The following is a 26,513-nucleotide window of genomic DNA, read 5'->3' on the forward strand; positions in this document are numbered from 1 at the left end:
TATAATATAGGAAGTATTTCAAGTGCTAACAGGCCCTAGGGGTGCCCCCCATATATTTTCTTTTTCAATCTCTGTTTTGACAGCTTCAGCAGTTTTTTTTTGATTTTCATCTTTATAAAATATGACAGAACGATACTGCGTTCCTATGTCATTTCCCTGCCGATTAAGCGTGGTAGGATCATGCAAGGTAAAGAAGATTTTCAGCAAATCTTTGTAGCTGATTATTTCAGGATCAAATTCAACCTCAACTACTTCGGCGTGGCCTGTCTGACCGCTACAAACCTGCTTGTAGGTTGGGGCTTCCGTGTCGCCCCCGGCATAACCGGGCGTCAGAGATAAAATGCCGCGCATGCCACGTAAAACGGCCTCGACGCACCAGAAACATCCACCACCGAGAACAGCTGTATCAGACATTTCAGTCTCCGATTATTCAGGTCATAGAAAAAGCCATAACGCAGTAAACGCAAGTCGGTCAGCATACTCTTCAGACGCTGACCGCTATTGCATCACTCTTCGCTATATTAGCTGATGCGTGCAAGCGCTGCTTGCAGACGAGAGCGCTCACCTTGCTGATTTTCCAAACGTTCCCGCATTTCTTCTACAATTTCAGGCTTTGCGCGGGTCACAAAATTTTCGTTACCGAGTTTTTTCGCGGTTTTTTCAATCTCATCCTCTGCCTTAGCCAGTTCTTTCTTGAGGCGTTCTTGCTCGGCTGTGATGTCAATCAAGCCTTCCAGCGGAATAACCAGTGTTGCTTCATCAACAACAGCTTGAGCCGAACCGCGGGGAACTTCACCTTCCAAAGCCGCAACCTCAGAGACGCGTGCCATACGGGCGATGGCTTCTTTCCAGCGCTCAGCACGAGCAACGGTTTCCGGGTTTGCATCTTTCAGAAATACCGGAGCTTTCTGAGAAGGCGGAACATTCATTTCTGAACGCACGGTCCGTATTTCGGAAATCAGACGGATAATCTGATCACATTCAGAAAGTGCTGTCTGTGCTTCTGTCATCTTCACAGGTTCGGGCCATGGAGCAGAAATCAGACTTCCTTCTGCTCCAAAGCCAAACGAATGCCATAGATCATCTGTGACAAATGGCATAACGGGCTGCAGCAGGCGCAGGATGATGTTTAGCACATACGCCGCAACACCACGAATTTCGGCGGCTTCTGCTGCATTGGTTGAGGCAAAAACGGGCTTGGCAAACTCAAGGAACCAATCGCAGAAACGATTCCAGATGAAGCGATAGCAGGTTAATGCGTATTCATCGAAACGGTAGACTTCCAACGCTCTGGTGGCGTCCTGAATAGCGGCGGAAGCTTCCGTTATGATCCAGCGGCCGAGCGAGGACTGGACAGTTGCTGGATCAAAATTTTCCTGTGCTTTAACGCCGTTCATTTCGCAGAAGCGCGCCGCATTCCAGATTTTGGTAACAAAAGCGCGGTAGTCTTCAACTTTTTTACGCCCCAGCTTGACGTCTCGACCAATGCCGGTCAGTGCGCAAATCGTGAAGCGCATAGCATCGGCACCGAAATCGTCAATCAGGTCCAGAGGGTCGATGCCGTTTCCTTTGCTCTTGGACATTTTCTGTCCACGCTCGTCCCGCACCAATCCATGAATAAAAACGTGGCGGAACGGCACATCTTTCATGAAGTGCTCACCCATCATAATCATTCTGGCAACCCAGAAGAAAATGATGTCAAAGCCCGTCACCAAAACGTCTGTCGGGTAGTAGCGTGCAAGTTCAGGTGTTTTCTCTGGCCAGCCTAGTGTGGAAAATGGCCAAAGCCCAGATGAAAACCATGTATCAAGAACATCTTCATCTTGCGTGAGAGATTCAGTTTTACCGTAATGACCTACCGCCTGAGCTTGAGCGTCAGCTTCATCTCGCGCAACAAATACGTGTCCATCTGGTCCATACCAAGCGGGAATACGATGGCCCCACCACAACTGGCGAGAAATACACCATGGCTGAATGTCACGCATCCACGCGAAAAAGGTATTTTCCCACTGTTTGGGGATGAAAGTGATTTTACCACTGGTAACAGCTTCAATGGCCGGGCCTGCCAGTTTGGCGGCGTCACAGTACCACTGGGTTGTCAGGCGCGGCTCAATCACTGCACCGCCGCGTTCAGCATGTGGCACCTGATGCCGGTGTGGCTCTATTTTTTCGAGCCAGCCCAAGGTTTCCAGTTCGGTGACAATGACCTTGCGGGCCTCTTCACGTGAGAGGCCGTTCAATGTTTTGACAAAATCAGGATCAGCCAGGCCCGGAACAAGCTGTAATTCGTCTTCTATTTCTTCGAGTATGATGCGTGCTTCTTCATCAAGCACGGAGAGCATGGGAAGTTGATGTCGGCGTCCAACTTCAAAGTCATTAAAGTCATGTGCAGGGGTAATTTTTACCGCCCCTGTTCCCTTTTCAGGATCGGAGTGAAGATCCGCGACAATGGGAATCAAGCGCCCAGTGAGAGGGAGGCGGACGGACTGACCAATCAGGGCGGCGTAACGTTCATCTTCAGGATGTACGGCAACGGCCACGTCACCCAGCATGGTTTCCGGCCGGGTCGTGGCAACCGTAATGCAGATATCGCCCTGCCCTTCTACCGGATAACGGATGTACCAGAGTTTGCCCGCAACATCTTTGCTTTCAACTTCAAGGTCAGAAATAGCAGAGCGGAACACCGGATCCCAGTTAACGAGCCGCCGGTCACGATAGATCAGGCCTTCCTGATACAGTGTGACAAAAACTTCCTTAACAGCACGTGATAGCCCTTCATCCATGGTGAAGCGTTCACGTGGCCAATCAAGAGAGGCTCCTAACCGACGAAGCTGCTGCGTAATTCCGCCACCGGATTCCTCTTTCCACTTCCACACACGTTGCGTGAAAGCGTCTCGCCCCAATTCTTGGCGCGTGGTGTTTTCTGCCGCGAGTGCACGTTCAACAACCATCTGAGTCGCGATGCCAGCATGATCTGTGCCTGGCTGCCACAGAGTATCAAAGCCTTGCATCCGTTTCCAGCGGATCAGCGTATCCTGCAATGTCATGGTGAGCGCATGCCCCATGTGCAGAGTGCCTGTTACGTTCGGCGGCGGGATCATGATGGTGAAAGGCTCTTGGGTGCTTTCAGGCTGAGCTGAAAAGGCCTTCTGGCTTTCCCACAAAGTATAAAGGCGCTTTTCAGTTTCAGCAGGCTCAAACGTTTTGTTCAGCATCATATCCAACCAGCAAACGTAAAAAAGGCGGAAGGCATATTATACCCCCGCCTCAAGCAGAATGGAGCATCCTGCATACCAAGAAGAGACCAAGCAGTAATTCTCTTTCCTGCGCTTGGACAGGAAAGAGATATTTACCGCAGGGTTATAGGCCGCGTTGAGTCAGACGCTCTACTTCCTTACGGACTGCCGCCTGCACGATTCCCGCCAGATGAGCATCCAGCCATTTTTTGAGGAAAACACGCACCTCCTGACGGACGATATCTTCGACAGTCAGAGAACCTTCATGTGTGATGGCCACTTTTCTCTCCTCATGTTCTCTCAGGTACTTTTCCTGAAGGGTTTTTTGCAGAACGGAAAACGAACTTCCAGTGTCGGAAATGGTTTCGTCATTCAGGGGAATCGGCAGGGAACCGGACATATTTTCAGCCTTATCAATCAGTTCAATTTGTCTGAGATCAGTAACAGACAGAACCTCGTTACTGTCCGCATTTTCTGGGAGAGAGGCATCTGATGGTGCCTCTTTCACCAAAACCTGCGTGCTTTTATCCGGTCCATCTGCATGACTGTCATGCTTCTGTTTTATGGCCTCTGAACCGAGAGGCTGTCCAGTATCAGTTTGGTCCTCTGTTCCTAAAGGCATGCCGTCATGAGTATGCGAATCGGTCCCGCCTGCCATCATCGCGGGGGACAGAACAAGGATGTCCTCATCTTCATCCTCGGAGCTGGAAGATGGACCAGCGCTCTGCGCAGCCATATGCTCGTTGTGCAAAACCTGCCTTATGGATGACAACACATCCGCAACAGATCGCCCTGTTTCTTCTGTCTCGTGAGGTGACGTCATTAAAAAATTCCTGCCAAACGACTGCTCTCAGCAATTAACGACCTGGCTGATTGACTGCGTAGTCGTTTATTCCCCATAGCCGGTCTTTTACTGCTTGGTAATAGGCTTTGTCATCATAAAGGGGCACATTCAGTTTCAAGTCTGCAGCCGTAAGGCGGCCGATTGCAGATGCAACATTATATGATGCCAAGACCATATTGCTCAGACTTTGCACGAGAGCGACCTGAGCCTGCAGAAGTGTTTCCTGTTGCTGAAGAACTTCCAGTGTGGTGCTTGTTCCAACAATAGCCTGACGTTCCACACCATCCAGCGCCACGGTTCCTGCTCTGATAGCAGCGCGATTGCTGGAAATGGCAGCTTGATAGGATACCAGTTTCTGCCAATTGGAAACAGCATCCTGCGCGGCGGTCCGGCGCTGAATATCAACTTCCCGGTGAGCCGCCTGCACCTGCTGTTTGGCCTGCCGAACAGCAGCATATTCCGAACCACCCTGATAGACTGGAATATTGAAATTCAGCATGGCGTATTTGTTTTCATCAATTTGATGATTCAAACTTTGGTTTACTTGCCGTTGATATGCTGCTGTCGCAGAAATTTTTGGCATGATCGCTGAAATGGCGACAGAAACAGCGTCTTTCTGTGAAGATTCGGTGAAAAGAGCATTAATAACGTCTGGATTGTTACGCACAGCCATAGCGGCTGCCGTTTGCTCATTTTTTACCGGAAGAACCAACGGTTGTGGTGGCACGAGATTGGGCGGAGGTGCCATTCCAACAATTTGCATATAAGTTGCCTGGGCTGTCTGCAACGTCCCTTCAGACTGCTGACGGGCTGCTTTAGCTGTAGCATAGGCTGATTCTGCCTGCGCTACATCTGTGCGGGTAATCTCTCCTACACGGAAGCGTTCATTGGTCGCACGTAGCTGCTGCTGCAAAACGCGCTCATTATTAATGTTAAGCTGAAGAAGCTGCTCGTCTTCAATAACGCTGACATAGGCGTTCACTACATTCTTGAAGACTTGCTGCTCTACAGAAATCAGATTGGCACGAGCGGCCATTACCTTATTAACAGCCTGATGGGTAGCTGCCGTTGTCTTGCCACCGCTATAAATAGGCTGCTGAATTGAGACCCCGGCAGTATAGCCAGGCGTATCATATATGCGTAAATAACCAGGCTGATCGGCGCTGCCTTGATAGTCGTTCTGTCCCTTATAGTAAGTTAGGCCGACATTGCCCGTAACTGTCGGCCGCCATCCAGCCAGGGCAGTCGGCACTTGTTCGTCCGTAGCACGCAAGGTGGCGCGGGCTTGCTGCAGGGTCGGATTAGTCAGATACGCAGACGCAAGAGCTTCCTGCAGTGTATGCGGCACAAAAGTGGGGGAGCCGCTCCCATCATATTTTTGAGCCCACGCGGTGGAACTGCAAAGCGCGGCTGTTAAGCCGATGCCCACTCCGCAAATACGCCTCATGTGCTTCTCCCACTTAAATGACTAAATATTTATGCTGCCCTTACATGGCACGACATAGGACATATTTCTATCACTTAAACTCGAAAAACACACTCCCTCGATTTTTCTGGTTGAATATTTCAGAGCCTAAAATTGAAAACTTGAGGTTGGCGATAGGCCCTGGAGAGGAGGTAAAAAGCCATCAAAGAGGAAAGTTTTGGTAAAAATTGTTGAAGAGCGATTTTCTCGGTACGCCTGAAAGCCAGAGGCCATGCCATGAGTTGTGGCCCACATGCCGACAATAGCCCCCTTGTCACTCAGTTGTTCATCGCAAAATTGGGGCACATCAAACACTGTGCCGTCGAAATAGATCAGATCGTAAGGTGCGTTCGAAGGGTGACCATCTTTGAGGTTGCCTACAACCCATGTCACGGAAGGGGCATGACGTTGGCAGAATCTCTCCCCGATTTCTGCGAGGGTAGGATCAGATTCCAAAGCTGTGACGTTTTTGCCTAAATGAGCAAAAATTGCCGCCGTGTACCCAGCTCCGGCACCGACGATTAATGTTTTTTTGAGTGATCCGGAAAAGCTGGCTTGTACCAGGCGTGCTGTAATAAGTGGTTGAGCTAAAACGCGCTTCTGCCCGATTGGCACATTTACATCCGCATAGGCGATTGCCTGTTGTGCAGTGGGAACACATTCTTCGCGTGGCAACGTGCGCATGATCTTCAAAAGCTGAGGATCGGTAATTTCTGAAGGCCGGAGTTGGTCATCAACCATATAATCGCGGGCCTGTGCAAAATCATTCAGATAAAACTGGGGCCGATTGCCAAGGAGGCTGGTGGTCGAACAGTCAGCAGTCATGTGTTTCAAGTGCCCTCTTCCGCGTCACTGATGAGATAAAAATCATCGCACATAAGTCTGTGTGGCACAGGGTGGGTAAAATCGCACAACACAACGGCTTGACCGATGCGCCCTGACAGGACATAAGGCTCTCACGTCACTGGTCCGGTGGCAGAATGGTGATGCAGCGGACTGCAAATCCGCGTACGTGGGTTCGATTCCCGCCCGGACCTCCAGTTTTATGGCTGGAGAATGCCTTTTTAAAAGGGCTCACGTTCTTCCTTTTGAAAATATGTAAAAGCCTTTCTTTTCAAAAAAGAAAGGCTTTCCGGCTATGAATTTTTTGCTGGTTTTTGGTCGGCCTTCAGGTTGAGCAGGATACGTTCCCTCAGAAAATGAGGAACGAGGCGTTCTGCGACACGCAGGGCCCGAAACTGCCAGGGAAAAATATACTCTTTTTTACCAGCGTTGATCGCCCGCATGATGCGACGGGCTGCACTACCAGCAGAGACAAGAAAGGGAAGCGTCCCTTCAAGTCGTTGGCTCATTGGTGTGTCCACAAATCCAGGAATGATGAGTGTGGTGCGAACGTTATGTTTGGCCCATCCCAGATTGGCCGCCTCGGCAAACCGCGCAAGTCCCGCTTTCGAGCTGCTGTAGGATGCCGCAAAAGGTAACTCATAGAATCCTGCAACAGAGCCGATGAGTGCAATTTTTCCACCGCCTCGCGGAATCATGCGTTCAGCAGCAGCCGTCGCCAGTGTGGTGGGGATGGCAAAATTGACGAGAGAGAGCGCCAGAACTTTTTCAGGATCTTCTGTAGGGTGCCCTGCCGTCTGAATATCAGAAAGGCCAGCTCCAAGAATAACAAGGTCGAGTGGGTGCTTGGTATCGTCTTCCCGTATGGCCTGAAGGGCGGCTTTGCCATCCAGAAGATTGATCTGGCGGGTGACAACGGCAGCCCCTCGGGCGCAACAAAGTGTCGCCAGACGCTGAAGGCGCTCCGCATTTCGTCCCCATAAAATCAGGGTTCGTCCGGGTTTTGCATAACGTCTGGCTAGCTCCATCCCGATGCCTCCTGTAGCGCCAGTAATCAGAATCGAGCGTAGTTCAGAGCCTTTGAGATGAACCTGGTTCACACTTCCCCCTTTTCCATTCGGTCGGAATGAGGCATCACCGTTCGGTTTGAAGGCGCAGTTGATGGAGCACCGATGACTAATTCTGACCAGATTGTCGTATCCCCCGTTTCGGGTGCGCGTCAGCTTGCGCTATTTATCCGGCTGCCACGGCTTTTGTATAGCGGTTTGCCAAGTTATGTGCCGCCTTTGGATATGGAGCAGAAAGGAATGCTCCACCCCAAACGCTCACGTTTTTTTGAGCATGGTTCTGCTTGTTACTTTCTGGCATGGCGTAACGGAAAGCCGATTGGGCGTATTTCTGCACAGATTGACCAATTGGCTCTGGAGCAGGATGGACCACGGACCGGTTTCTTTGGTGCATTGGATGCGGTGGAGACTGAGTGTGTCAAACCTTTGCTTGATGCAGCAACGGATTGGTTGCGCCAGCAAGGGATAGAACGTATTCGGGGTCCTTGGACGCTGAATTATCATGGTGAATCCGGCACCATGATCGAAGGGCAAATGGAGCCGCCTATGGTTGGTACAGGCTGGCATCCGGAAACGTTGGGCCCAGCTATCGAGCGAGCTGGCTTCGCCAAGGCCATGGACCTTCTTTCTTATCGCATGGAAGTCAGTCCCGTTGCGGAGCGTGCCAACCGAGTTCCTGCCAATCTGCGAGCTCGTCTGGGGGCAGTTACGGTACGCAGTCTGCGCAAGGATCATATTGCGGAAGACGCCGATATTCTCCGGGATATCTATAATGATGCATGGGCGGGAACGTGGGGGAACGTGCCGATTACCCGTGATGAAGTGCAGGCTCTTTTAGCCTCACTGAAACCTGTACTGAAGCCAGAACAGTATGTTCTTGTTGAATTTGAAGGTGAACCAGTAGCAATCGCGCTGGTTGTGCCGAACATTTTTGATATCAGTGGTGACTTGAATGGTGCTCCCTCCCCTATTGGTTGGGTTAAGCTTGGCTCCCGAATTCTGACCCATGATTTTCATTCAGCCCGAGTCATTTTGTTGGGTGTAAAGAAGAAGCTGGCGGGAACCGCTTTGAGTGCCGTTATTCCTGCCCTGCTGATTGATGAACTAATGCAGCGGGGGCATGTTCTGCCTTATAGGACTATTGAGCTAGGCTGGGTGTTGGAAACAAACGTTGGAATACGCAACCTGATAGAACGCATTGTACCCACGCCTTACAAAAAGCATCGAATGTACGAGAAAACTATCTCTTGAAAATAAAAATGGTGCATTCAAATTTGATGGATGCGCCCTGCGTGGTAATATCTCTAACCATTTTGCATTATAGGGATTTTTCAGAGATATTTAATTATACCAAAGTAAAATAATAATCTGGAAAGCCATTAAAAATGGCTCCAGCCAGATTTTTTGAAAGATAGCACTTTATTGTTGCTATCAATTACTCTCACACCATTACTGTCTTGGTCGAAAGAGCCGATGCGGGTTACAGGAACATTTCCAGTGATAGTGGCCAAGAAAGGCGACCGTAAAAGCGTGTCTTCTTTATCGGGCGGCACGGCGAAAAGAAGTTCGTAGTCATCTCCGCCTGTAAGGCATGTCTCCAGCCATTCTGGTCCACATTCACGAGCGGCAGGAGAAAACGGGATGGCATCAACATGAAGGGTTACGCCGAGAGCATTTTCTCTTCCAAGATGGGCTGTATCTTGAAGAAGACCATCAGAAACATCCATAGCGCCTGAAGCCAAACCATAGAGAGGAGCCCCTACTCTGGGTTGAGGAAGGCGATAACGATGAGTCAGATAGCCTGTGGGGTCGTCAACTTGGCCTTGGAGGGCTCGCAAGCCCAGCGCACCATCGCCAATCGTTCCAGTAACCCAGAGGCCATCGCCCGCGTGAATACCTTGACGCTTTATTGCATGTCCGGGGAGTACTGATCCCAAAATGGTCAGGGAAAGAACCAATGGGCCAGAGGTTGAGGTTGTATCCCCCCCGAGCAAGCCAAGCTCAAAAAGGATTTGATCCTCTTTGAGGCCGTGGCAGAAGCCTTCAAACCATTGATCTTCTATTGAAGGTGGTCGCGCAATGGTAAGCAGCCAGCCTTCGGGTCGAGCTCCCATAGCTGCCAGATCGGACAGATTACAGCGTAGAAGCTTACGTCCAACGGTGTCTGGCGGATCGTCTGGCAGGAAATGCACATTCTCGACCATTGCATCAGCCGCGACCACTAGTTCACGGCCCACGGGGGGGGGGAAAATGGCAGCGTCATCTGTCAGACCAAGAGCCCCAGGTCCAGCCAAGGCTGAAAAGTGCCGACGGATAAATGTAAATTCCGGCGGAAGGTTAGTCAGCTTTGTTGTCCTCTATTTCAGAAGAGGCGGGTTTTTCTTCTGTTGTAGCAAGGCGCTTTATGGCGGTGTCCAGCACCCCATTGACCAGTTTGGGTTCCTCTCCAGAAAAGAAACCGTGAGCGATGTCCATATACTCGTTAATAATCACACTAGCCGGTACATCGCCAGTCAGTGCTTCGCCAAGAGCGGCAAGGAAAAGAGCCCGCAAAACAGGATCAAGACGGCTAACAGGCCATGTCGCAGGTAACGTGAGCCCCAACTGCTCCAAAATGGCACTCCGATGAGAGACGGCCTGTTTTACAACAGATATAAAAAGGCGCGTATCAGGCTCCGGTACATATCCTTCCTCATAGGATTCATTATTCAGCGTGGTTCCGAAGCGGTGGACCATAAACTGCTGAACAACACTTTCAGCGCGATCATCGTTCTGCTCAATCTGGAAGAGCGCTTGAACAGCCGCGACACGAGCCGCGGTACGCGGTCGTTGCGCTCCTTTAAGTTCCGGTTGGTCCTGCAGCTCTGTCATCCCTGTCTCCTGCGTGCCCTATTGAGGGAGCGGGGTTTCATGACGCCTTTATGGCTAAAGGTCTAGTCTTTTTCCTGCTTCTCTGCTTCGGAATTATCCATGGATGTCAGAATTTCCGAAAAATCCTTGGCTTCTGTAAAATCTCTGTACACGCTAGCAAAGCGGACATAGCCTACGGTGTCCACTTCCTTGAGCACATCCATGGCAAGCTTACCTATACGCGAGGATGGCACTTCAGTTTCACCCGAAGCTTCAAGTTGTCTAACCAGCCCGCTGACAATTTGTTCGATTCTGGTTTCGGGCAGTGGTCGCTTGCGCAAGGCAATTCGAATGGAGCGGGCAAGTTTTTCCCGCTCAAATGGAGCACGGCGACCATTCGCTTTGACAACGACAAGATCTCGTAACTGCACACGTTCAACGGTGGTAAAGCGTTGGCCACAGGATAAGCAGGCTCTACGGCGGCGTATGGCCGAGCCTTCTTCATTAGGGCGGCTATCTTTAACCTGACTGTCCGGGTTCCCGCAAAATGGGCAACGCATTTGTAATCTGGCCTCTCAAACTGGCTGGCTACCCCTGGTAGAACCTTCTTACAGCCCAACAATATTGCGGTATAGTGAAGCTACACCATGCTTGGACCTGCCTTGGCGTTATATACGTATCTGAGGCTAAAAACACCGGAGTCACGATGAAACTTCACTACCATCTCGGTATCATGCCTGCATTGCTCGCCGGGCTCCTGGTTCATACACCCGCCATTGCGGAAGATAGAGACCCGGGAAAAGCAATTCCAGGGCAGGAAAATGCCCAGAAGGATATCGAGATTAAAGACGTCAGCATGCAACTTGTCCGGCCAGCCGGGCACGTTTACGCAGTTTATTTTACGCTGACAAACAAGGGTGAAAACGCCCATCTGGTTACGAATGTTTCGTCATCCTCATGCCGGACGTTGGTAGGGCATCATTCTGACCAGGAAAGCACGACCGGCACCCTTAATCTCTTTACCCATCTCTCTTTGCCAGCCAATACCACGCTGGTATTCCCTCATGGTGGCTATCATCTTCTGTGTTTGGACCCTGATCCGGCTCTTAAGCCCGGACAGGAAGCCACTTTTACCTTTTCTTTTTTGGGAGGCTCTTCCAAAAATGTGACAATCCCGGTGGGAGAGGAGAAGGCAGTAGAGTAATATCTGCCTCTTTTTTTATCCTGCCTGCATATTTGAGGGATGCAGGCAGGATAGGCATGCGTGTTAGCCTTGTGACTGATTGGTAAGGGTACGCTTTACGGCCTGATGCCAGCCAGCAATCATTGTGCGGCGCTGCTCATTGTTCATTGATGGTTCAAAGAGTTCGCCACGTTTCCACTCGGAAGCCAGCGTTGCCTCATTTTCCCATACGCCAGTAGCCAGTCCGGCAAGAAAACCTGCTCCAAGCGCTGTAGTTTCAACATTCTGGGGACGTTCGACCTTCACCTGAAGCATGTCCGCCAAGAACTGACAAAACCAGTCATTGGCAGACATACCACCATCCACACGTAAGGCATCCGTCGTGCCGCCTCCGTCCTGCATCATGGCAGTCACCAGATCAAGCGTTTGATAAGCAACGGATTCCAAGGCTGCCCGTGCAATATGGGCTGCGGTGGCATCCAGTGTCAGGCCGCAGATCAGGCCGCGTGCATCCGGGTCCCAATGCGGCGCACCCAGCCCGACAAAGCCAGGGACCATATAAACACCATGGCTATGGGGAATGCGGGTGGCCATGTCATCTGTCTGGGAGGCATGCGTAATGAGATGCAGTCCATCGCGTAGCCATTTGATGGCAGCCCCAGCCACAAAAATTGATCCTTCAAGGGCGTAAGTGGTTTTGCCGCCAATGCGATAGGCTATGGTTGTCAGCATCCGGTGCTTTGAAACAACGGGTTTTTCTCCTGTGTTCAGAAGAACAAAGCAGCCAGTGCCATACGTGGCCTTGGCCATGCCCGGTGTGAAGCAGGCTTGGCCGACCACGGCAGCCTGCTGATCTCCTGCCATGCCGGCAATTGGAATGGCGCGCCCATAGAGGGACGGATCAGTTTCACCAAAAAGGGTACTGTTGTCTTTTACTTCTGGCAGGAGGGCTGCGGGGATGTTGAACAGCCGCAGAAGTTCCGGGTCCCATTGCTGGGTGTGAATGTTGAACAGCAATGTGCGGGCGGCGTTTGTAATATCAGTGGCATGTACTTTTCCACCAGTCAGACGCCAGAGAATGAAGGAATCGATCGTTCCAAAAGCTAACTCTCCCTTTTCTGCACGCCCGCGTGCTCCACTGACGTTGTCCAGTATCCAGGCCAGTTTGGTGGCAGAGAAATAAGGGTCGATCAGAAGGCCCGTACGTTCGCGAACGAGTGCCTCGGCTCCTTCCTCTTTCAATTTTTGACAGGTGACCGCCGTTCTACGGTCCTGCCACACAATGGCCCGGTGCACGGGCTTGCCCGTAACGCGATCCCAAACCACAATCGTCTCACGCTGGTTTGTAATGCCTATGCCGGCAATGCGGTCTGCCCCTCCGGCTTGTTCCAGAGCAGCCTTGGATGTTGTGACAACATCATTCCAGATGTCTTCTGGGCAATGTTCAACCCATCCTGCATTTGGATAATGTTGGGCGAATTCCTGCCGAGCCCTGGAAATCTCGTGAGCATGACGATCAAAGACGATCGAACGTGTTGAGGTCGTGCCTTGATCAATAGCTAATACGTAGTCTTGCGCGCTCATCGAGATTATCCTTCTTTGATCGGAGCTTGTTAGTCGTGAGCCGTGTCGGAAGCACGGGCCTTGTTTAAAGATGGCATGAAGGGTTTGAGAAGCCCCTGATAGAAAGCCCCTCCGATAACGCCTCCTATCAATGGTCCGGCAATAGGCACCCACCAGTAATTTGCGGGTGACGGAAGGGCTGAAGAGCCCCAGCCTGCAAAATAGCAGAACAGACGCGGCCCGAAGTCACGAGCCGGGTTGATAGCCCATCCTTCCAGATAGCCTGCGGACGCCCCGATAGCGGCAACCAGAAAGCCGATAATCAATGCACCGGAATTCGCTTGGGGTGCCTGAGTATTGTACTCGCAAGTAACTGCGAAAATACCCAGAAGCAGCATTGCGGTGAGGATGATCTCATCTACAAAGGCATGCATGGGGGTAATGAAATCACCGGGATGGGTAAAAAATACCCCTGCCCCGGCTCCATCATGCAGTCGGTCCATCTGGTGAATGGCTGCATAATGGTCAATGACGGGGGAAAAGAGGGTGTAAACAATGATGGCCCCAAGAAAGCCACCGAGCACCTGCGCGCCCCAGTAGGGAAACACTTTTTTCCATGAAAAGCCCCGGAAGCACGCCAAGGCTAGCGTAACGGCAGGATTTGCATGCGTGCCTGAAACGGCTCCGGTAACATATATGGCTATGGTGACGCCAAGCCCCCACACAATACATACGCCCCAATAGGCAAGTTTGTAGGGGCTGGGATCGTAGAGCGAATACATCGCTGCTACAGAATCCCCGAACACAATAATAATGAAAACGGCGACACATTCGGCAATTAATTCGCCGATGAAAGCCTTGTTTACACCTGTCATACTTTCCTCATCTTCATTGTTTTTCTTGGGAAAGAAAGGGTTGCCGTTATGTGATCAAGCCGCTTTCTGCTTGAGGTAATCAGCAACCTTGGTTTTTTCTGCTTCGTTCAGATGCAGCCCCAATTTGCTGCGGCGCCACAATACGTCCTCTGCGGTCCGTGCCCATTCACGCTCAATCAGATAATCAACTTCACGGGTCGTCAGGTCTCCACCCAGAACCTCGCCCAGATCTGTCATGGCATTTGCTTCCCCAATGATCTCGTAGGTACGGCTACCGTAATTGCGGAGCAGACGCCATGCCAATGAGGCAGCAAGCCACGGGGCAGCACGCCGCAAGCGACCCAGGGCTGCCTCGAACCCACCTTCACCGATGTCTCCTCCTGGAAGAACCTCATTCGCTGTCCAGCTTCCTCCCGCTACAGCAGGAAGAACAGGAGCCAGCTTTTCAAGCGCATGTTCTGCAAGCTTCCGGTAGGTTGTAATCTTGCCACCAAAGATTGAAAGCAACGGTGCGCCGTTCTGGGTATCCAGATCCAGAACATAATCGCGTGTTACAGCGGAGGCATTGGCGGATGCGTCATCATAAAGAGGCCGCAGTCCCGCATAGCTCCAGACAACATCACTTTCTTTAACTTCTGCCTTGAAATAACGATTCACACTTTCGCAAAGATAGGTAATTTCATCTGGCGCAATGCCTACGCGTCCAGGAGCGTCTTTCCATGGAATATCGGTGGTGCCGATCAGCGTGAAATTCTGTTCATATGGGATGGCGAAAACAATACGTTTGTCCGGGTTCTGGAAAATGTAAGCCTGAGGTCCCTCAAATACACGCGGGACAATAATGTGACTGCCCTTAACCAGTCGGACTGATTTGGAGTTAGGAATTTTAAGGGTGTCAGCAAGCAGCCTTGCTACCCATGGCCCAGCGGCGTTAACGAGCGCGCGCGCCTGCACCACCTGAGTGGTTCCTGTGTTTCGGTCCTCAAGCGTGGCTTGCCAGAGGCCATTCACGCGTTCAGCATGAACAAGGCGCGTGCGTGTGCGGATATCAGCGCCTCGTTCAGCGGCGTCTATGGCATTTAAAACAACCAGCCGGCTGTCTTGCACCCATCCGTCTGAATAAACAAAACCCTTAGTATAATCCGACTTCAAGGGACGACCGGAAGAGTGTGTCCGGAAGTCAATTGCCCGGGATTTTGGAAGAGTCATGTTGGATGCAAGATGATCGTAAAGGAAAAGTCCTGCTCGCAGCATCCATGCTGGCCGTACAAGTTTGGAATGAGGAAGAACGAAGCGCATGGGCCACATGATATGTGGAGCCATTTTTAGCAGACGCTCACGTTCGGTCAGAGCTTCCCGCACCAATCGGAACTCATAGTACTCCAGATAACGCAGACCACCATGGATCAGTTTTGTGCTGGCCGAAGAGGTATAACTTGCAAGATCATCCTGTTCTACCAGGAGAACCGAAGCACCGCGCCCGACTGCATCACGTGCAATCCCCGCTCCGTTTACGCCTCCGCCTACAATCAGCAGGTCATAAGGGCGCCCTGTTGCAGATGCAGTCTCTAGCATTTTCTCTTCCGATACCAACAAATGAAAACGATCTCTGATCTTCGTATCCGAAAACAAGAGCGGAAAACAATGGCCTTAATATGACTATTGAGACTTAAACTGGCTTCCTTGTTTTCCTTTCCGAAAATTCCGAGCCATTGACAACGTGAAGAACGACCCCGGCCTTATGTAAAATGGCCTCAATTGCAGGCGGTGGAGGGATATCCGTGTAGAAAGCGCTGATTTCCGAAATATGACCGACCCGTGCCATGGGGCGGCGTTTGAACTTGGTATGGTCAGCCAAAAGAAAGACTGTACGGGCGTTTCGTATAATGGCCTGAGCCGCGTTGATTTCATCGGCATCAAAATCCAGAAGTGTTCCATCCTCATCAATGCCGCTGATGCCGATAACACCAAAGTCAGCACGGTATTGTTCAATCATGGCTGCTGCTGCCGGCCCAACAATTCCTCCATCCCGTAACCGAACAGTTCCTCCGGCGATGATCAGATTGCATTCCGGTGCAGGCGCCAGAAGAGATGCTACATGAATATTGTTTGTAATAACTCGCAGAGCACGGTGCCCGCGGAGGCAGCGCGCAAAGGCTTCTGTGGTCGTGCCAATATTGATGAACAATGATGCTCCATCGGGGATAGCCAGTGCGGCTGCCTGCCCAATGGTTTCTTTCTGTTTCAGGTTTAGGATCTGGCGGTCAGAATAAGCAATGTTTTCCGTGGGGGAAATGGCCGATGCCCCTCCGTGATGGCGGGTGACAATCCCCTCGGCAGCCATACTGTTAACGTCGCGCCTTACGGTTTGGACGGTAACGTTTAAAACCTTGGCCAGATCTTCGTTGGCGGCATAGCCTTGCTGTTGCACAAATTGCAAAATTCGGGCGCGCCGTTCTTTTACACCCGTGGTCATGCGTCTTGACCTGGGTGGGATGCAGCAATAACAGCCAGAACGTTTTTTCCATACCGTTCCAGTTTTGACCGTCCTACCCCTTTTATCTCACCCAGAGCTTCCAGAGTAGAGGGCTCTTGCACCGCAATGTCTTTCAAGGCGGCATCATGAAAAATAACGTAAGGTGGAATTTCCTGTTCACGGGCCTCGTCGAGGCGCCATTTTCGGAGTGCGGCAAATAGAGCCTGTTTGTCTTCGGGTAATTCAGTGGCTGGAGAGGACTGCCTGCTACGAGACGTATTTCCCTTTTCGAGCTCCGCCGTGGCGTCCGCCCGAAGCTGGATACTTTCTTCCCCGCGTAAGATAGGACGAGCAATTTCATTATTGAGTGCCAAGCCACCATACTGCCCCTCTGACTTCAAGGCGCCGCGGGCAATAAGCTGCCTGACAACACTCCGCCAGAAAGGTTCGGGCTTGTCTTTCCCAATTTCCCACACAGAGAGAGTATCATGCCTGTTCCGTTCCACCGCATCGGTGCGTTTGCCCCGTAAAACAGCAATAATGTGCAAGGCCCCATAATGCTGTCCAGTACGATAGACCGCAGAGAGAAATTTGCGTGCTGATTCCGTGCCATCGAACGTAATGACAGGATGACGGCAGTTATCACAATGACCGCACGGTTCGCTCAGCGTTTCACCGAAGCAGTGGAGCAAAGCTTGCGTGCGGCAGCCTGTTGTTTCTGTCAAAGCAATCATTGCTTCCAGACGGGACCGCATGATGCGTTTTTCAGAATCGGGTGCATTTGACTGCTCCAGCCAATAACGCGCACGGGCCATGTCTTCTCCTCCATAGAGAAGCACCGTATCAGACGGCAAACCATCACGTCCCGCTCGACCGATCTGCTGATAATAGGCCTCTGGTGAGGCGGGCATATCCAGATGGATAACGGCTCTTACATCTGGCCGGTCAATTCCCATGCCAAAGGCAACAGTCGCCACAATGACAATAGGTTCTCCAGAACGAAACCGCAGAAGGGCCGCTCGTTTTTCTATGGGGGAAAGCCCAGCATGGAAGGCGAGAGCCGTCCATCCGCGCTCCCTAAGAGAGGCGGCTATACGCTCAGTTCTTGCCCGGCTCCCACAATAGACAATGCAAGCCTCTTCTTTGTGCCGCTCCAGAACGGTGGTGAGCTGACGCAATTCTGAGGCTTTGGGAAGCGCCGCTATATTCAGATTGGGTCTGTGGAAACTGGAAATGAGAACTCTGGCATGGGGCATATCCAGGGCGGTAAGAATATCGTCGCGCGTCCTCTGATCTGCTGTCGCTGTCAAGGCAATGCGAGGCACACCAGGAAAATGGCGCGGAAGAGCGGCAAGCTCACGGTATTCCGGCCTGAATTCGTGCCCCCATGCCGAGATGCAGTGCGCTTCATCAATTGCGATAACTGAGATAGGCTGGCGCGTAAGTCGGTCTAGGGTCCCTGGTGAGAGAAGACGTTCAGGAGACACATACAGAAGGTCAATTCTGCCTGCGGCCAGATCCGCGCGGATTTTGGAGGCTTCTTCATTTTCCAGTTCGGAATGAAGGGCGGCGGCATTGATGCCCAACTGTCGCAGACCCGCAACCTGATCGTCCATCAGGGCAATGAGAGGGGAAACGACGAGCCCCATACCGGCGCGACACAGGGCGGGTATCTGATAGCAGATACTTTTACCACCCCCTGTGGGCATCAGAACAAGCGTATCTTGCCCGTCCATAATGCCCGTTACAGCTTGCGCCTGGAGGCTGCGAAAATCCGGATAACCAAAAACAGATTGCAGCACTTCCTGAGGAGTGCTGCTTACAAACCGGTCCCTTCCCTTCTCGTTCTCAGGAAGGACGGGAAGAGAAACAAGACCGGCCTGTGATTGTGTCATGGATAAATCAGGGGTTTACCAGTTCGATTTCTACGCGACGAGAACCAACAGCAGAGGCTTCTGTTGTAGAGGGTGCACGCGGTGTCTGACGGATTCGATCACCAGACACGCCATCTTCATGCAATTGTTCCGCCACAAGTTTGGCACGTTGTACTGCCAGAAGAGAATCGGCGGAAAGATCATTCCCTGCGCCTGCATAGCCCTCAACCTGGACAACCCGCGTAGGATGCCTTTGTGCCTTGGCGGAAATTTCCGAGATGACCGCACGGGACGAACTGTCGAGTTCAACCGAGTTGTTGGCAAAAAAGACAACATATTTGCGCGGAGGCTGAGCGGCGCATCCGGCAAGAAGAGAAAGGCCCAGAACTGGCAGCAGGCGACGCATGAGTTTAACCCCGGCTAGATTGGTTAAGATATAACATCTTGTTCAAATACTGATCTGCCCAGGAATTAAAACCAGAGCAGAACGACATTTGGTGCCCTTTGCTTCCCCTCTCGTCAACTGCTGTGTTTACGAGAGGGGAACGGCTGCTGCCTGACCATGTGACAGACGCCACACTTGATCGAGCTTTTCTACGCCAGTGAGCCTATGGGCTATCAGGATAATCGTGCGCCCTGCGGTCACTGTGTTGAGCGTGCGTAAGAAATCCTGCTCCGTTTGAGCATCCAAGCCAGTTGTCGGCTCATCCAGAATCATGATCGGGGCGTCAGTCAGCAGGGTACGGGCTAATGCTATGCGTCGGCCCTGCCCCCCAGAAAGATTAACTCCGCCTTCACCAAGCCACGTATCAAGCCCTTCGGGAAGATTGCGAACAACTCCTGCTATGGCTGCATCCTCGAGTGCGCGCCACAAATCATCTTCAGTGGCGTCAGGCTTACCGAGCAGAAGGTTAGAACGGATTGTGTCGTCAAACAGATGGGTGGCTTGAGAGAGCCAGGCGATTTGGCGGCGTAAAGAAGTTGCCCGTATGTGCGAGATATCGATCCCCCCGAGGGTAATGCTGCCAGATTCTGGCGTTGCTGCTTTTAACAGGAGGGCTGCCAGACTGGATTTTCCTACCCCAGAGGGACCTAGAATAGCAACGCGGGCTCCAGCAGGAATATCAAGATTCAGACCGTCAAACACGTAAGGACGATCAGAAGCCCATCTGAATTTCACACCAGTAATACCAATATGGGTATCTGTTGGGGCATCTACTTCTTGCCCTGTTGTTGAGACTGCAGGAGTACCCTGCGCAATCTCTACAACCCGACGAGCAGCGGCCCCCATTGCTCCCGCTTGCACTCCGGCTCTGGTGAGAGCGCCCGCGCTCTCAAATGCCGCTACAGTCAAAAACAGAATGCCCACGCCAGACAGAGGCGCAACCTTTGAGAAGCCTACGCCTGAGATAGCAAGCAGAACGAAAAGAATAGCGATTTGCCCGCAAAGGTAAGCCGTGGCATTGGCAAGAGCAGCCCGCCGGGCCAGTTGTTTTTGTCCACCCAGCAACGCTGCATCATCAGCCTCCACGCGAGCCAACATCTGCGGCTCAGCCCCAAAGGCTCGAACTTCGCGCAGCCCTCCCACTAGATCAAGCACACTGATGCGTAAGGCGGAAAGGCTCCGGGTAAGCTGTTCAGCTTCCTGTCGGCCGGAGCGCGCGATGAGGTAAGGAAAAAGAAAAGCGGAACAAGCAAAAAGCAGGCCGGTCAGGCACCCAAGCATGAGATTTTGGGAACATAGTTGAACCAGCAGAATGGGGAGTGTGAGAGTGGCGCACATGAATGGCACCAGAATGCGCAAATAGAGACCATCTAGCGTGCCAATATCAGACACCAGGCGAGAGAGCATGTCCCCCGCCCGCCGAAAACCGAGCCCAGAAGCGGCTCCTTGTGCCAGAGAATGAAAGAACCAAACCCGCAAATCAGCTAGCGCCCGGAACATGGCATCATGGGCAAACAGCCGCTCTGAGTAACGTAGCAGAACCCGGCCAATCCCCACCCAACGAAGCAGGGCTGTGGTAATGATAATCTCGCCTAGAACTACTCCCGCCAGCCGCAGGCCAGAAACCTGCATAAGCAGAAGCCCTGCGCACAACGCCAGTAGAGCCAGCATTAAGCCGATAGCAAGCCGGGGTGCCTGTCTTTGCCAGAGCCTCAGGATGCGAAAAATAGCCTGCCTGTCTGTAATGCGCGAGGGGCCAGACTGATTGGTGGATGCTGGTGATATTTGGTCTATCTCAGGCATTTCACGCAGATCCCTGCTTTTGGACAATCTTTCCATCCTGGAGACCAATTCTGTGCCCATTGAACATATGGGTCGCGGCAGAATGGGTCGCCAAAATGACCGTTTTGTTGAGAGCAAGCCGCTGTAGGCTTTCAAAGACGCTTTTCTCTGTTTCCGGATCAAGGTGGGCTGTCGGCTCATCCAGCAGCAGGACGGGAGCATTTTTCAAATAGGCACGCGCAATGGCAATACGCTGGGCCTGTCCTCCTGACAACCCAAAGCCGCCTTCGCCAATGCGTGTGTCTAATCCTTCCGAAAGAGAAGGTAGAAACTGATCAACTGCTGCAGCTTTGACGGCCGCCATCAGAGCTTCTTCATCGGCATCCGGATGCGCAAAAAGAATGTTGTCTCGAAGGGTGCCCGCAAACAGGATTGGTTTTTGCCCGATCCAGGAAAAAATATGAGAAAGAGCATCAGCTGGAATAGTTTCAAGAGGAATGTCGTTCAAAAGGATCTGCCCACTATCAGGGCTGATGAACTTCAACAGCAGTTCCATCAGGGTCGATTTCCCTGAGCCGGAGGTGCCGGTTAAAATAACGGTTTCCCCTGCAGGCACTTTAATGCTGATGTGATCAAGAGCCTGACCGCGTGCCGGGTCCCAGGTAAAACAGACCTGATCAAGCGTGATTGAAATGGAGCGGTCTGGGAAAAGGTCTTGCTCAGATACGGTTCTATGCTCTTCGGCGACAGGCAGATCAATCACCGCTGTCGCAGCGCCCTGCGCATGAGCACGGTCTTGATAGGCAAGAGCTAAAGCACGCAAGGGAGAAAAGAATTCAGGAATAACCAGGAGCACAAACAGGCTGCTTGTCAGGATATGCTCTAGCAAAGGTGCTGAATTCTGCTCTTGCAGGCTCAGGGCTGCATGGCTGTCCATGATGGCAACTACAATCAGGGCGACCACCATGGCTGCATCAATGGATGCGGAAGAAAGAAAAGCGACCCGTAGAACTTTCATGGTCCGCAGTCGCAGTTCGTCTGCGGCTTCGGCCAAGCGGTGTGTCTCATCTTCCGTCCGTCCTGCGAGGACGATAGTTGCGATACCTTTTACCCGGTCCAGAAAGCGCGCTTGCAGGCGTGTCATGGCAAGGAACTGGTTACGGGATGCAACGGCGGCACCTATACCAAAGAGGGCTTGCCCCACAGGAACGGCCAAACCACAGAGGCCAAGAACAAGTCCAGCACGGGGCTGAACGAAGCAGACGGGGATGAGAACAAGAACAGGTGCCGCAATCCATGTGATTGAGGCAGGGATCCATCGACCGAAAAAGCCATCCAGAGCTTCAACGCGATCAACAACCGTAGTGGCAAGAACTCCACTATGTTCTTGACGCAGTAGCGCTGGGCCTCCGGTTAAAACAGAGGAGAGCACCTCTGCTCTTAGCCGCTTGCGGGCTTCTATCCCTGCATTGGCCGCGCCTATATCCACGCCAGCCAGAAAGCAGGTCCGCACAATGGCCAGAACCAGAAAGGCCCCTATTGGCCAGAGGGGCAAAGCCGCGGGAACGGTGCTGGAATGAAGGCTTATCAATGAATGGCCAAGCACAACGGCTATGCACCATGCCTGCGCTACACCAACAAGAGAAGACAGGATGCCAAAGACCACTACGGGTCCGGCTGCTTTGCGTCCCAGACGGGTTTGTGTCCGCGTCCACCCGCGTATCGCTTGTTTTTTACCGCTCATGACGTAGGCGTTTATACCGGACAGGGAAGGACGCAAACCATTAAGCACGCCAGCCCCGGCTGCAAACAGGGCATACCACACTTTTTGTGTGGCAGGAGCATGCAGATAGTCGAAAGCACGTGTAAACGTTTTTAGTGGTCGTCGAGGGGAAAAATAAAATTGTAACGAGTGCCGTGTTCGCAATTTTTTTCAAACTCGGCGTTTAATTGTCGCGCAAATCCTCGGATAAGCTTTAGGCCGATGCCATGTTGGTCAGCCGCAGTGGCGGGGTCAATCAGGCATCCTATTCCGTCATCACTGACTGAAAGCCTGACATTCGTACCTTGTAGAGTCAGCCTGACAGCAATCGTGCCGTGTCGTCCATCGGGGAAGGCATATTTGATGGAGTTTGTAACAATTTCTGTCACGATCAGGGCCAAGGGAACCGCCTGATCAGGGTTCATGGAAAAATCGTCAGCAACAACGTCAAGCGTAATACGCGCAGCGCTTTCTTCTCCCGCAATATGCAGCGTTTGGTCGCAGAGTTCCTTGAGGAAACTCGCCATATTGAGGCTATCCAGCCGATCTTCTGCGTAGAGCGTTCGGTGGAGGGTGGCCAGAGCTCTCACCCTATCTCGCGCCAGAGCAAATTCTGCGCGTACATCAGGGTTTGAAATGCGGCTTGCCTGCAGGTTCAAAAGGGACGCAACAATCTGAAGATTGTTTTTTACGCGATGATGAATTTCACGCATCAGCAATTCCTGGTGCGCCATGGCTTTTTTTAGGCGCGCCTCATGACGGGAAAGCCTACGGGTTGCTCGTGTAAAGGCCTGCCCAAGCCTTTGAAGCTCCAAAGGCATGGAGCGGGTTATGTGCGTATCAAACACCCCTTCTATCTGCCATTTCTGAACAGAATAGGTCAGGCGACGGAGGGGCCAGACCAGAACAATGTTGGCTGCCAGTGTTACGCCAACCAGCCCTGCACCCAACAGAAGAACCAGTCCAGAAATTTCGAGAATCATAGTCCGTAGAGCCCCCGATTCTCGGGCTGTTCTTTGCGCAGACACGAGAATGTCAGCTCCACCGGCAATGGCACCCAATGCGTACCCGCCTTCAGGGGTGGGAAGAGAAACAACAGAACCAGCGCTGGCTTCTAGTCGACGTTGCAAAGCTCCGACGATAAAGCCGGGAGGCGGTTCCCATCGGCAATCTGTGCAAACGGAACTTAGAGACCCATCCTGGTTGATGAGCCACGCTTTAAGGGGATTATTTTCATCCGAAAATGCCTGCCAGCCTATACTGTTGGAAAGGTAGGCGGCTTTTCGTGAGAGCTGGAGAATGCCGACCAGGTACCCATGCGTCTCGGGAATTGAAAGGAAAACTGCGGGGACGGTAATTTTAAGGAAAGAGCCACTGCCTTCAGAGGTGCTATTGCTCTGAACAGCTTCCAGCAGAGTGCCTTGAAAAGAAGGTGATGTTTCTTCTTCCTCCACCTTCTGACAGCCGCTTCCAGGGGTGGAAATTGACTGGATTACGGTGCCATCAGCATTCAACACCCCTAGATAGCAATAACGTTGGCCGCTCATGGTTTCGGCCAATTTAAGAGCATGGCCAATTTGCTCAGGGGTTAGTCCCATGCCGCCAATGGTCTCAAGAGCACTACGCAAGCGATCCGTATCATGTCGGAACTGAAGATCCAGACGTGTAATGGCCGTGGCGGCAGGCTGTGCACTGCCAACCATGAGTTCATTATAATTATGGACAGCAAGAACTGATCCAATCGCCACCACAGGTATGGCGGACAGACAGATCAGGAGCCGCATGCGGGCGCTGGTTGTGCTGAAGATATGACCAATGCCAGAAAGCAGGGAAGCAAGAAGCTTACGCCCTGAGCGTAAAAGCTTTCCGTGTTCCTGCCCCGGCCTAGTCTCGACGATCTTCTTCAATGAGCTTCAGCAGTTCTTCTGGAATAGGTTCGTTCGCTACATCGTCGAAAAGCTGGTGAAGTCCGCGTTTGAGCCAGAGATCGAACGCCTGATCAGACGTTTTTTTAGGTTTTTTTGGTGGATCGTCACCCATGAATTTTTCCATCCGGTGGTGCACCCTTACTCCGCCCGACGGAAATGCCATGTTGTCTGTCTGAATAGCAAACATCTGACATACTCAAGCTCGTTAGCCTACCTTCATATGTGGGCCTTTACGCCCACCGTCCTGATCTTATCTCAAACGCGGCTTGATGCGGCTTTTTCCTGTGTATGCCGCTCTACCTTCCGCTGCAAGGCTGCCGCCTGAGCTTTCAGACGATCATTGCCCACATGTTCTTCGCCAATCATCCACGCTTCAAGCTGGCGACGCGCACGGAAAACGCGGCTTTTAGCTGTTCCAACAGCACATCCAGCCACTTCCGCCAGTTCCTGATAGCTCATTCCCTCAAGAACGCCCAACACCAGAGCTTCCCGCTGGTCGTCTGGCAGACGTGCAAGCGCTGCATCAAGGTCTTTCAGAACAATCCGATCTTCATGAGGGGCGTTCGTAGAAAGAAATGAGGGCGGCATATCATCAATGTCTGTTGTTTCGCGTTTCTTGCGCAAATCAGAAATAAAACGGTTTCGTAGAATGCGGTGCATCCAGGCCGGGAAATTTGTGCCCGGAGCAAAGCTGTCTTGGGCAGAAAGTGCATTGCATACGGCATCCTGAACCAAGTCTTCGGCGGCGGCGCGGTTCCGTGTCAGTGCCAGTGCCTGCACGCGCAGTTTGGGCAGAATGGCAATAACCTGATCATGGAATGACTTCGTCATGGGATTTTTCCTTCGCCTTTATACATTCTTGAAAACAGAATGAACGGGACGCAGGAAAGGTTACAAAAAAAAGCCAAAGAAAATTATCACGTAAAAGTGAATTAAGCTTTGTAGGGCAGTTTTCAGTCCCCTTGGGTCAGAGCCTGAAGTTCTGCCCTGGCACGTGATACCCGTGTTTTCATGGTTCCAACCGAAACCTCGCAAATGCTTGCTGCTTCTTCATAGGTCATTTCCTGCGCGCCGATCAGAACCAGTGCTTCCCTTAAAAGAGGAGAAAGCTGCCAAAGATAATGATCCAAGTCCCGAATCGCCTCCCGGTCCGGCCCATTCTGACGATTCGGAAGGTGTGACTGGGCATTGGAGGCGTAGTGATCCAACACTTCTTGTTCTTTCTGCTTGCGCCGCGCCTGTTCAAGAAACAGATTGCGCAGTATGGAAAATGTCCATGCTTTCAGATTGGTGCCCGGAGTGAACAGGTCTGCTTTTGCCAGCGCGCGGAGAATAGTTTCCTGCACAAGATCATCCGCGAGGGTTGCATCACGTGCCAGTAAACGTGCAAAGGCGCGGAGCGCAGGAATGAGCGCCAATAAATCTGTGCGAGAAAATGATGCAGTTGCGCTACGGTGCTCCAGTTTATCGCGTTTCAGAACACTTACCCCTTCCTGCAGACGATCGGCCATGTCATCGTTGCGATCCTGCGTGCCTACCGTCATTACTCCACGCGAAGGAGATTTGTCATGCCAGAGTCACAACGCGCGGCCTTAATTCAGGCACTTCCCTATGGCAGACGCTACGCACGCGCACTAACGCGTAGCCAGCCGCGGGGTGATCTTCTGGTGGCTGAGAGTTTGCGGACTTTGACCACAAGTCGTCCCGCAGATGATCTTCCAGCTTTATGTCGTCTCTATCAGGAAATATCACGTCATTTCTCCGCCCAGTCAGGTCACCACCTTGAGGAAGGGTCCCTGTCCATCCTCCAGCGGCAGCTGCTTCTACTGCTAACGCTGGAAGAAGTTTCTCCCCCCATGGCGGCTAGAATTCTTGATCTTTCAGATGCTGAAGCTGAGCGGGAGACCGAACGGGCTTACTCTTTTCTGAGAACGGGAATTCAAACCTCTGTCCTGATTATTGAGGACGAACCGATTATCGCCATGGATATTGAAGAACTGGTGCTACAATGTGGTCATAAAGTGGCGGGAGTAGCGCATACGCAGGAAGATGCCATTCGTATCGCGCGGGAAACCCGCCCAGGCCTTATTCTAGCCGATATCAATCTGGGGAGTGGTGGAGACGGTATGCGGGCTGTTGCGGAAATTACCAAAACACATAATGCCCCTGTTATCTACGTGACCGCCTACCCCGAGCGCCTCCTCACCGGGGAAACATCAGAGCCAAGTTTTGTTATCACAAAACCATTTGAACCTTTGACGTTGGCTGTTGCGACTTATCAGGCTGTCAGCAGCTTTGATCTTGCCAGTTCCTGAGTGTT

23 protein-coding genes, 1 tRNA gene and 1 pseudogene are annotated in these 26,513 nt (G+C 52.0%); 4 read left to right on the plus strand and 21 right to left on the minus strand.

Annotated features, from left to right (window positions below):
- Nucleotides 1–45: 45 nt before the first annotated feature.
- The 5 genes and pseudogenes from msrA to AD944_RS07450 form a co-directional block, all read right to left on the minus strand.
- Nucleotides 46–414, minus strand: a pseudogene (msrA, locus tag AD944_RS07430) (peptide-methionine (S)-S-oxide reductase MsrA); the annotation flags it as partial.
- A gap of 107 nt (nucleotides 415–521) precedes the next feature.
- Complete coding sequence (locus AD944_RS07435; protein WP_045543480.1) at nucleotides 522–3,215, minus strand: valine--tRNA ligase; 2,694 nt, start codon at nucleotides 3,213–3,215, stop codon at nucleotides 522–524.
- Nucleotides 3,216–3,360: 145 nt separating this feature from the next.
- Nucleotides 3,361–4,059, minus strand: coding sequence for a DUF2497 domain-containing protein (locus AD944_RS07440; protein ID WP_052427283.1), 699 nt, complete (start codon nucleotides 4,057–4,059; stop codon nucleotides 3,361–3,363).
- Between the two features lie 34 nt (nucleotides 4,060–4,093).
- Entirely contained in the window at nucleotides 4,094–5,527 is a 1,434-nt protein-coding gene (locus AD944_RS07445) for a TolC family outer membrane protein (protein WP_035381931.1), read from the minus strand.
- A gap of 126 nt (nucleotides 5,528–5,653) precedes the next feature.
- Nucleotides 5,654–6,370: a protein-L-isoaspartate O-methyltransferase family protein gene (locus AD944_RS07450; RefSeq protein ID WP_045543481.1), complete on the minus strand. Its 717-nt coding sequence runs from the start codon at nucleotides 6,368–6,370 to the stop codon at nucleotides 5,654–5,656.
- A 141-nt stretch (nucleotides 6,371–6,511) separates the two neighbouring features.
- Here AD944_RS07450 and AD944_RS07455 point away from each other — a divergent pair.
- Nucleotides 6,512–6,585: transfer RNA gene (locus tag AD944_RS07455), tRNA-Cys, on the plus strand.
- A 96-nt stretch (nucleotides 6,586–6,681) separates the two neighbouring features.
- Here the strand turns inward: AD944_RS07455 and AD944_RS07460 are convergent.
- The gene (locus AD944_RS07460; protein WP_045543482.1) at nucleotides 6,682–7,488 is read right to left on the minus strand and encodes an SDR family NAD(P)-dependent oxidoreductase; all 807 of its coding nucleotides are present in this window, start codon (nucleotides 7,486–7,488) and stop codon (nucleotides 6,682–6,684) included.
- A gap of 72 nt (nucleotides 7,489–7,560) precedes the next feature.
- Between AD944_RS07460 and AD944_RS07465 the strand changes: the two genes are divergently transcribed.
- Entirely contained in the window at nucleotides 7,561–8,706 is a 1,146-nt protein-coding gene (locus AD944_RS07465) for a GNAT family N-acetyltransferase (protein WP_035381948.1), read from the plus strand.
- Between the two features lie 128 nt (nucleotides 8,707–8,834).
- On the opposite strand, the gene thiL is transcribed toward AD944_RS07465, so the two are convergent.
- The 3 genes from thiL to nrdR form a co-directional block, all read right to left on the minus strand.
- The gene (gene thiL / locus AD944_RS07470) at nucleotides 8,835–9,800 is read right to left on the minus strand and encodes a thiamine-phosphate kinase (RefSeq protein ID WP_045543483.1); all 966 of its coding nucleotides are present in this window, start codon (nucleotides 9,798–9,800) and stop codon (nucleotides 8,835–8,837) included.
- Entirely contained in the window at nucleotides 9,793–10,326 is a 534-nt protein-coding gene (nusB, locus tag AD944_RS07475) for a transcription antitermination factor NusB (protein ID WP_035381951.1), read from the minus strand. The genes thiL and nusB overlap by 8 nt, the downstream gene beginning before the upstream one ends.
- A gap of 62 nt (nucleotides 10,327–10,388) precedes the next feature.
- Nucleotides 10,389–10,865 carry a transcriptional regulator NrdR gene (gene nrdR, locus AD944_RS07480; protein WP_035381953.1) on the minus strand — a complete coding sequence of 159 codons (477 nt, stop codon included), beginning with the start codon at nucleotides 10,863–10,865 and terminating at the stop codon, nucleotides 10,389–10,391.
- Between the two features lie 146 nt (nucleotides 10,866–11,011).
- Here nrdR and AD944_RS07485 point away from each other — a divergent pair, with 146 nt between their 5' ends.
- Nucleotides 11,012–11,509: a copper chaperone PCu(A)C gene (locus tag AD944_RS07485; protein WP_052427284.1), complete on the plus strand. Its 498-nt coding sequence runs from the start codon at nucleotides 11,012–11,014 to the stop codon at nucleotides 11,507–11,509.
- A 63-nt stretch (nucleotides 11,510–11,572) separates the two neighbouring features.
- On the opposite strand, the gene glpK is transcribed toward AD944_RS07485, so the two are convergent.
- The 12 genes from glpK to AD944_RS07540 form a co-directional block, all read right to left on the minus strand.
- The gene (gene glpK, locus AD944_RS07490; RefSeq protein ID WP_045543484.1) at nucleotides 11,573–13,072 is read right to left on the minus strand and encodes a glycerol kinase GlpK; all 1,500 of its coding nucleotides are present in this window, start codon (nucleotides 13,070–13,072) and stop codon (nucleotides 11,573–11,575) included.
- Nucleotides 13,073–13,101: 29 nt separating this feature from the next.
- Entirely contained in the window at nucleotides 13,102–13,926 is an 825-nt protein-coding gene (locus tag AD944_RS07495; protein WP_045543485.1) for an MIP/aquaporin family protein, read from the minus strand.
- 54 nt (nucleotides 13,927–13,980) lie between these two features.
- Nucleotides 13,981–15,501, minus strand: a complete 1,521-nt coding sequence (gene glpD, locus AD944_RS07500) for a glycerol-3-phosphate dehydrogenase (RefSeq protein ID WP_045543486.1) — start codon at nucleotides 15,499–15,501, stop codon at nucleotides 13,981–13,983.
- A gap of 94 nt (nucleotides 15,502–15,595) precedes the next feature.
- Complete coding sequence (locus AD944_RS07505; RefSeq protein WP_035381959.1) at nucleotides 15,596–16,402, minus strand: DeoR/GlpR family DNA-binding transcription regulator; 807 nt, start codon at nucleotides 16,400–16,402, stop codon at nucleotides 15,596–15,598.
- The gene (gene recQ / locus AD944_RS07510; protein ID WP_082741336.1) at nucleotides 16,399–18,297 is read right to left on the minus strand and encodes a DNA helicase RecQ; all 1,899 of its coding nucleotides are present in this window, start codon (nucleotides 18,295–18,297) and stop codon (nucleotides 16,399–16,401) included. Before recQ ends, AD944_RS07505 begins: the two co-directional genes overlap by 4 nt.
- Nucleotides 18,298–18,304: 7 nt before the next feature.
- Complete coding sequence (locus AD944_RS07515) at nucleotides 18,305–18,682, minus strand: OmpA family protein (RefSeq protein WP_035381962.1); 378 nt, start codon at nucleotides 18,680–18,682, stop codon at nucleotides 18,305–18,307.
- A gap of 126 nt (nucleotides 18,683–18,808) precedes the next feature.
- Entirely contained in the window at nucleotides 18,809–20,524 is a 1,716-nt protein-coding gene (gene cydC / locus AD944_RS07520; protein ID WP_045543491.1) for a thiol reductant ABC exporter subunit CydC, read from the minus strand.
- A gap of 1 nt (nucleotide 20,525) precedes the next feature.
- Nucleotides 20,526–22,247, minus strand: coding sequence for a thiol reductant ABC exporter subunit CydD (gene cydD / locus AD944_RS07525; RefSeq protein ID WP_045543492.1), 1,722 nt, complete (start codon nucleotides 22,245–22,247; stop codon nucleotides 20,526–20,528).
- A 131-nt stretch (nucleotides 22,248–22,378) separates the two neighbouring features.
- Nucleotides 22,379–24,049: a sensor histidine kinase gene (locus AD944_RS07530; RefSeq protein WP_052427286.1), complete on the minus strand. Its 1,671-nt coding sequence runs from the start codon at nucleotides 24,047–24,049 to the stop codon at nucleotides 22,379–22,381.
- Nucleotides 24,050–24,149: 100 nt separating this feature from the next.
- Nucleotides 24,150–24,317, minus strand: coding sequence for a NepR family anti-sigma factor (locus tag AD944_RS16750; RefSeq protein WP_166443776.1), 168 nt, complete (start codon nucleotides 24,315–24,317; stop codon nucleotides 24,150–24,152).
- 131 nt (nucleotides 24,318–24,448) lie between these two features.
- Nucleotides 24,449–25,024, minus strand: coding sequence for a sigma-70 family RNA polymerase sigma factor (locus tag AD944_RS07535; RefSeq protein WP_035381965.1), 576 nt, complete (start codon nucleotides 25,022–25,024; stop codon nucleotides 24,449–24,451).
- Nucleotides 25,025–25,146: 122 nt separating this feature from the next.
- Nucleotides 25,147–25,704 (minus strand): sigma-70 family RNA polymerase sigma factor, encoded by a 558-nt coding sequence (locus AD944_RS07540; RefSeq protein ID WP_231551870.1) that lies wholly within the window; start codon nucleotides 25,702–25,704, stop codon nucleotides 25,147–25,149.
- 57 nt (nucleotides 25,705–25,761) lie between these two features.
- Here AD944_RS07540 and AD944_RS07545 point away from each other — a divergent pair, with 57 nt between their 5' ends.
- Nucleotides 25,762–26,508: a PhyR family response regulator anti-anti-sigma factor gene (locus AD944_RS07545; protein WP_035381967.1), complete on the plus strand. Its 747-nt coding sequence runs from the start codon at nucleotides 25,762–25,764 to the stop codon at nucleotides 26,506–26,508.
- The last annotated feature ends 5 nt before the right edge of the window (nucleotides 26,509–26,513 follow it).

The sequence above is a fragment of the Acetobacter tropicalis genome, from assembly GCF_001580915.1.
Classification (GTDB): Bacteria; Pseudomonadota; Alphaproteobacteria; order Acetobacterales; family Acetobacteraceae; genus Acetobacter; species Acetobacter tropicalis.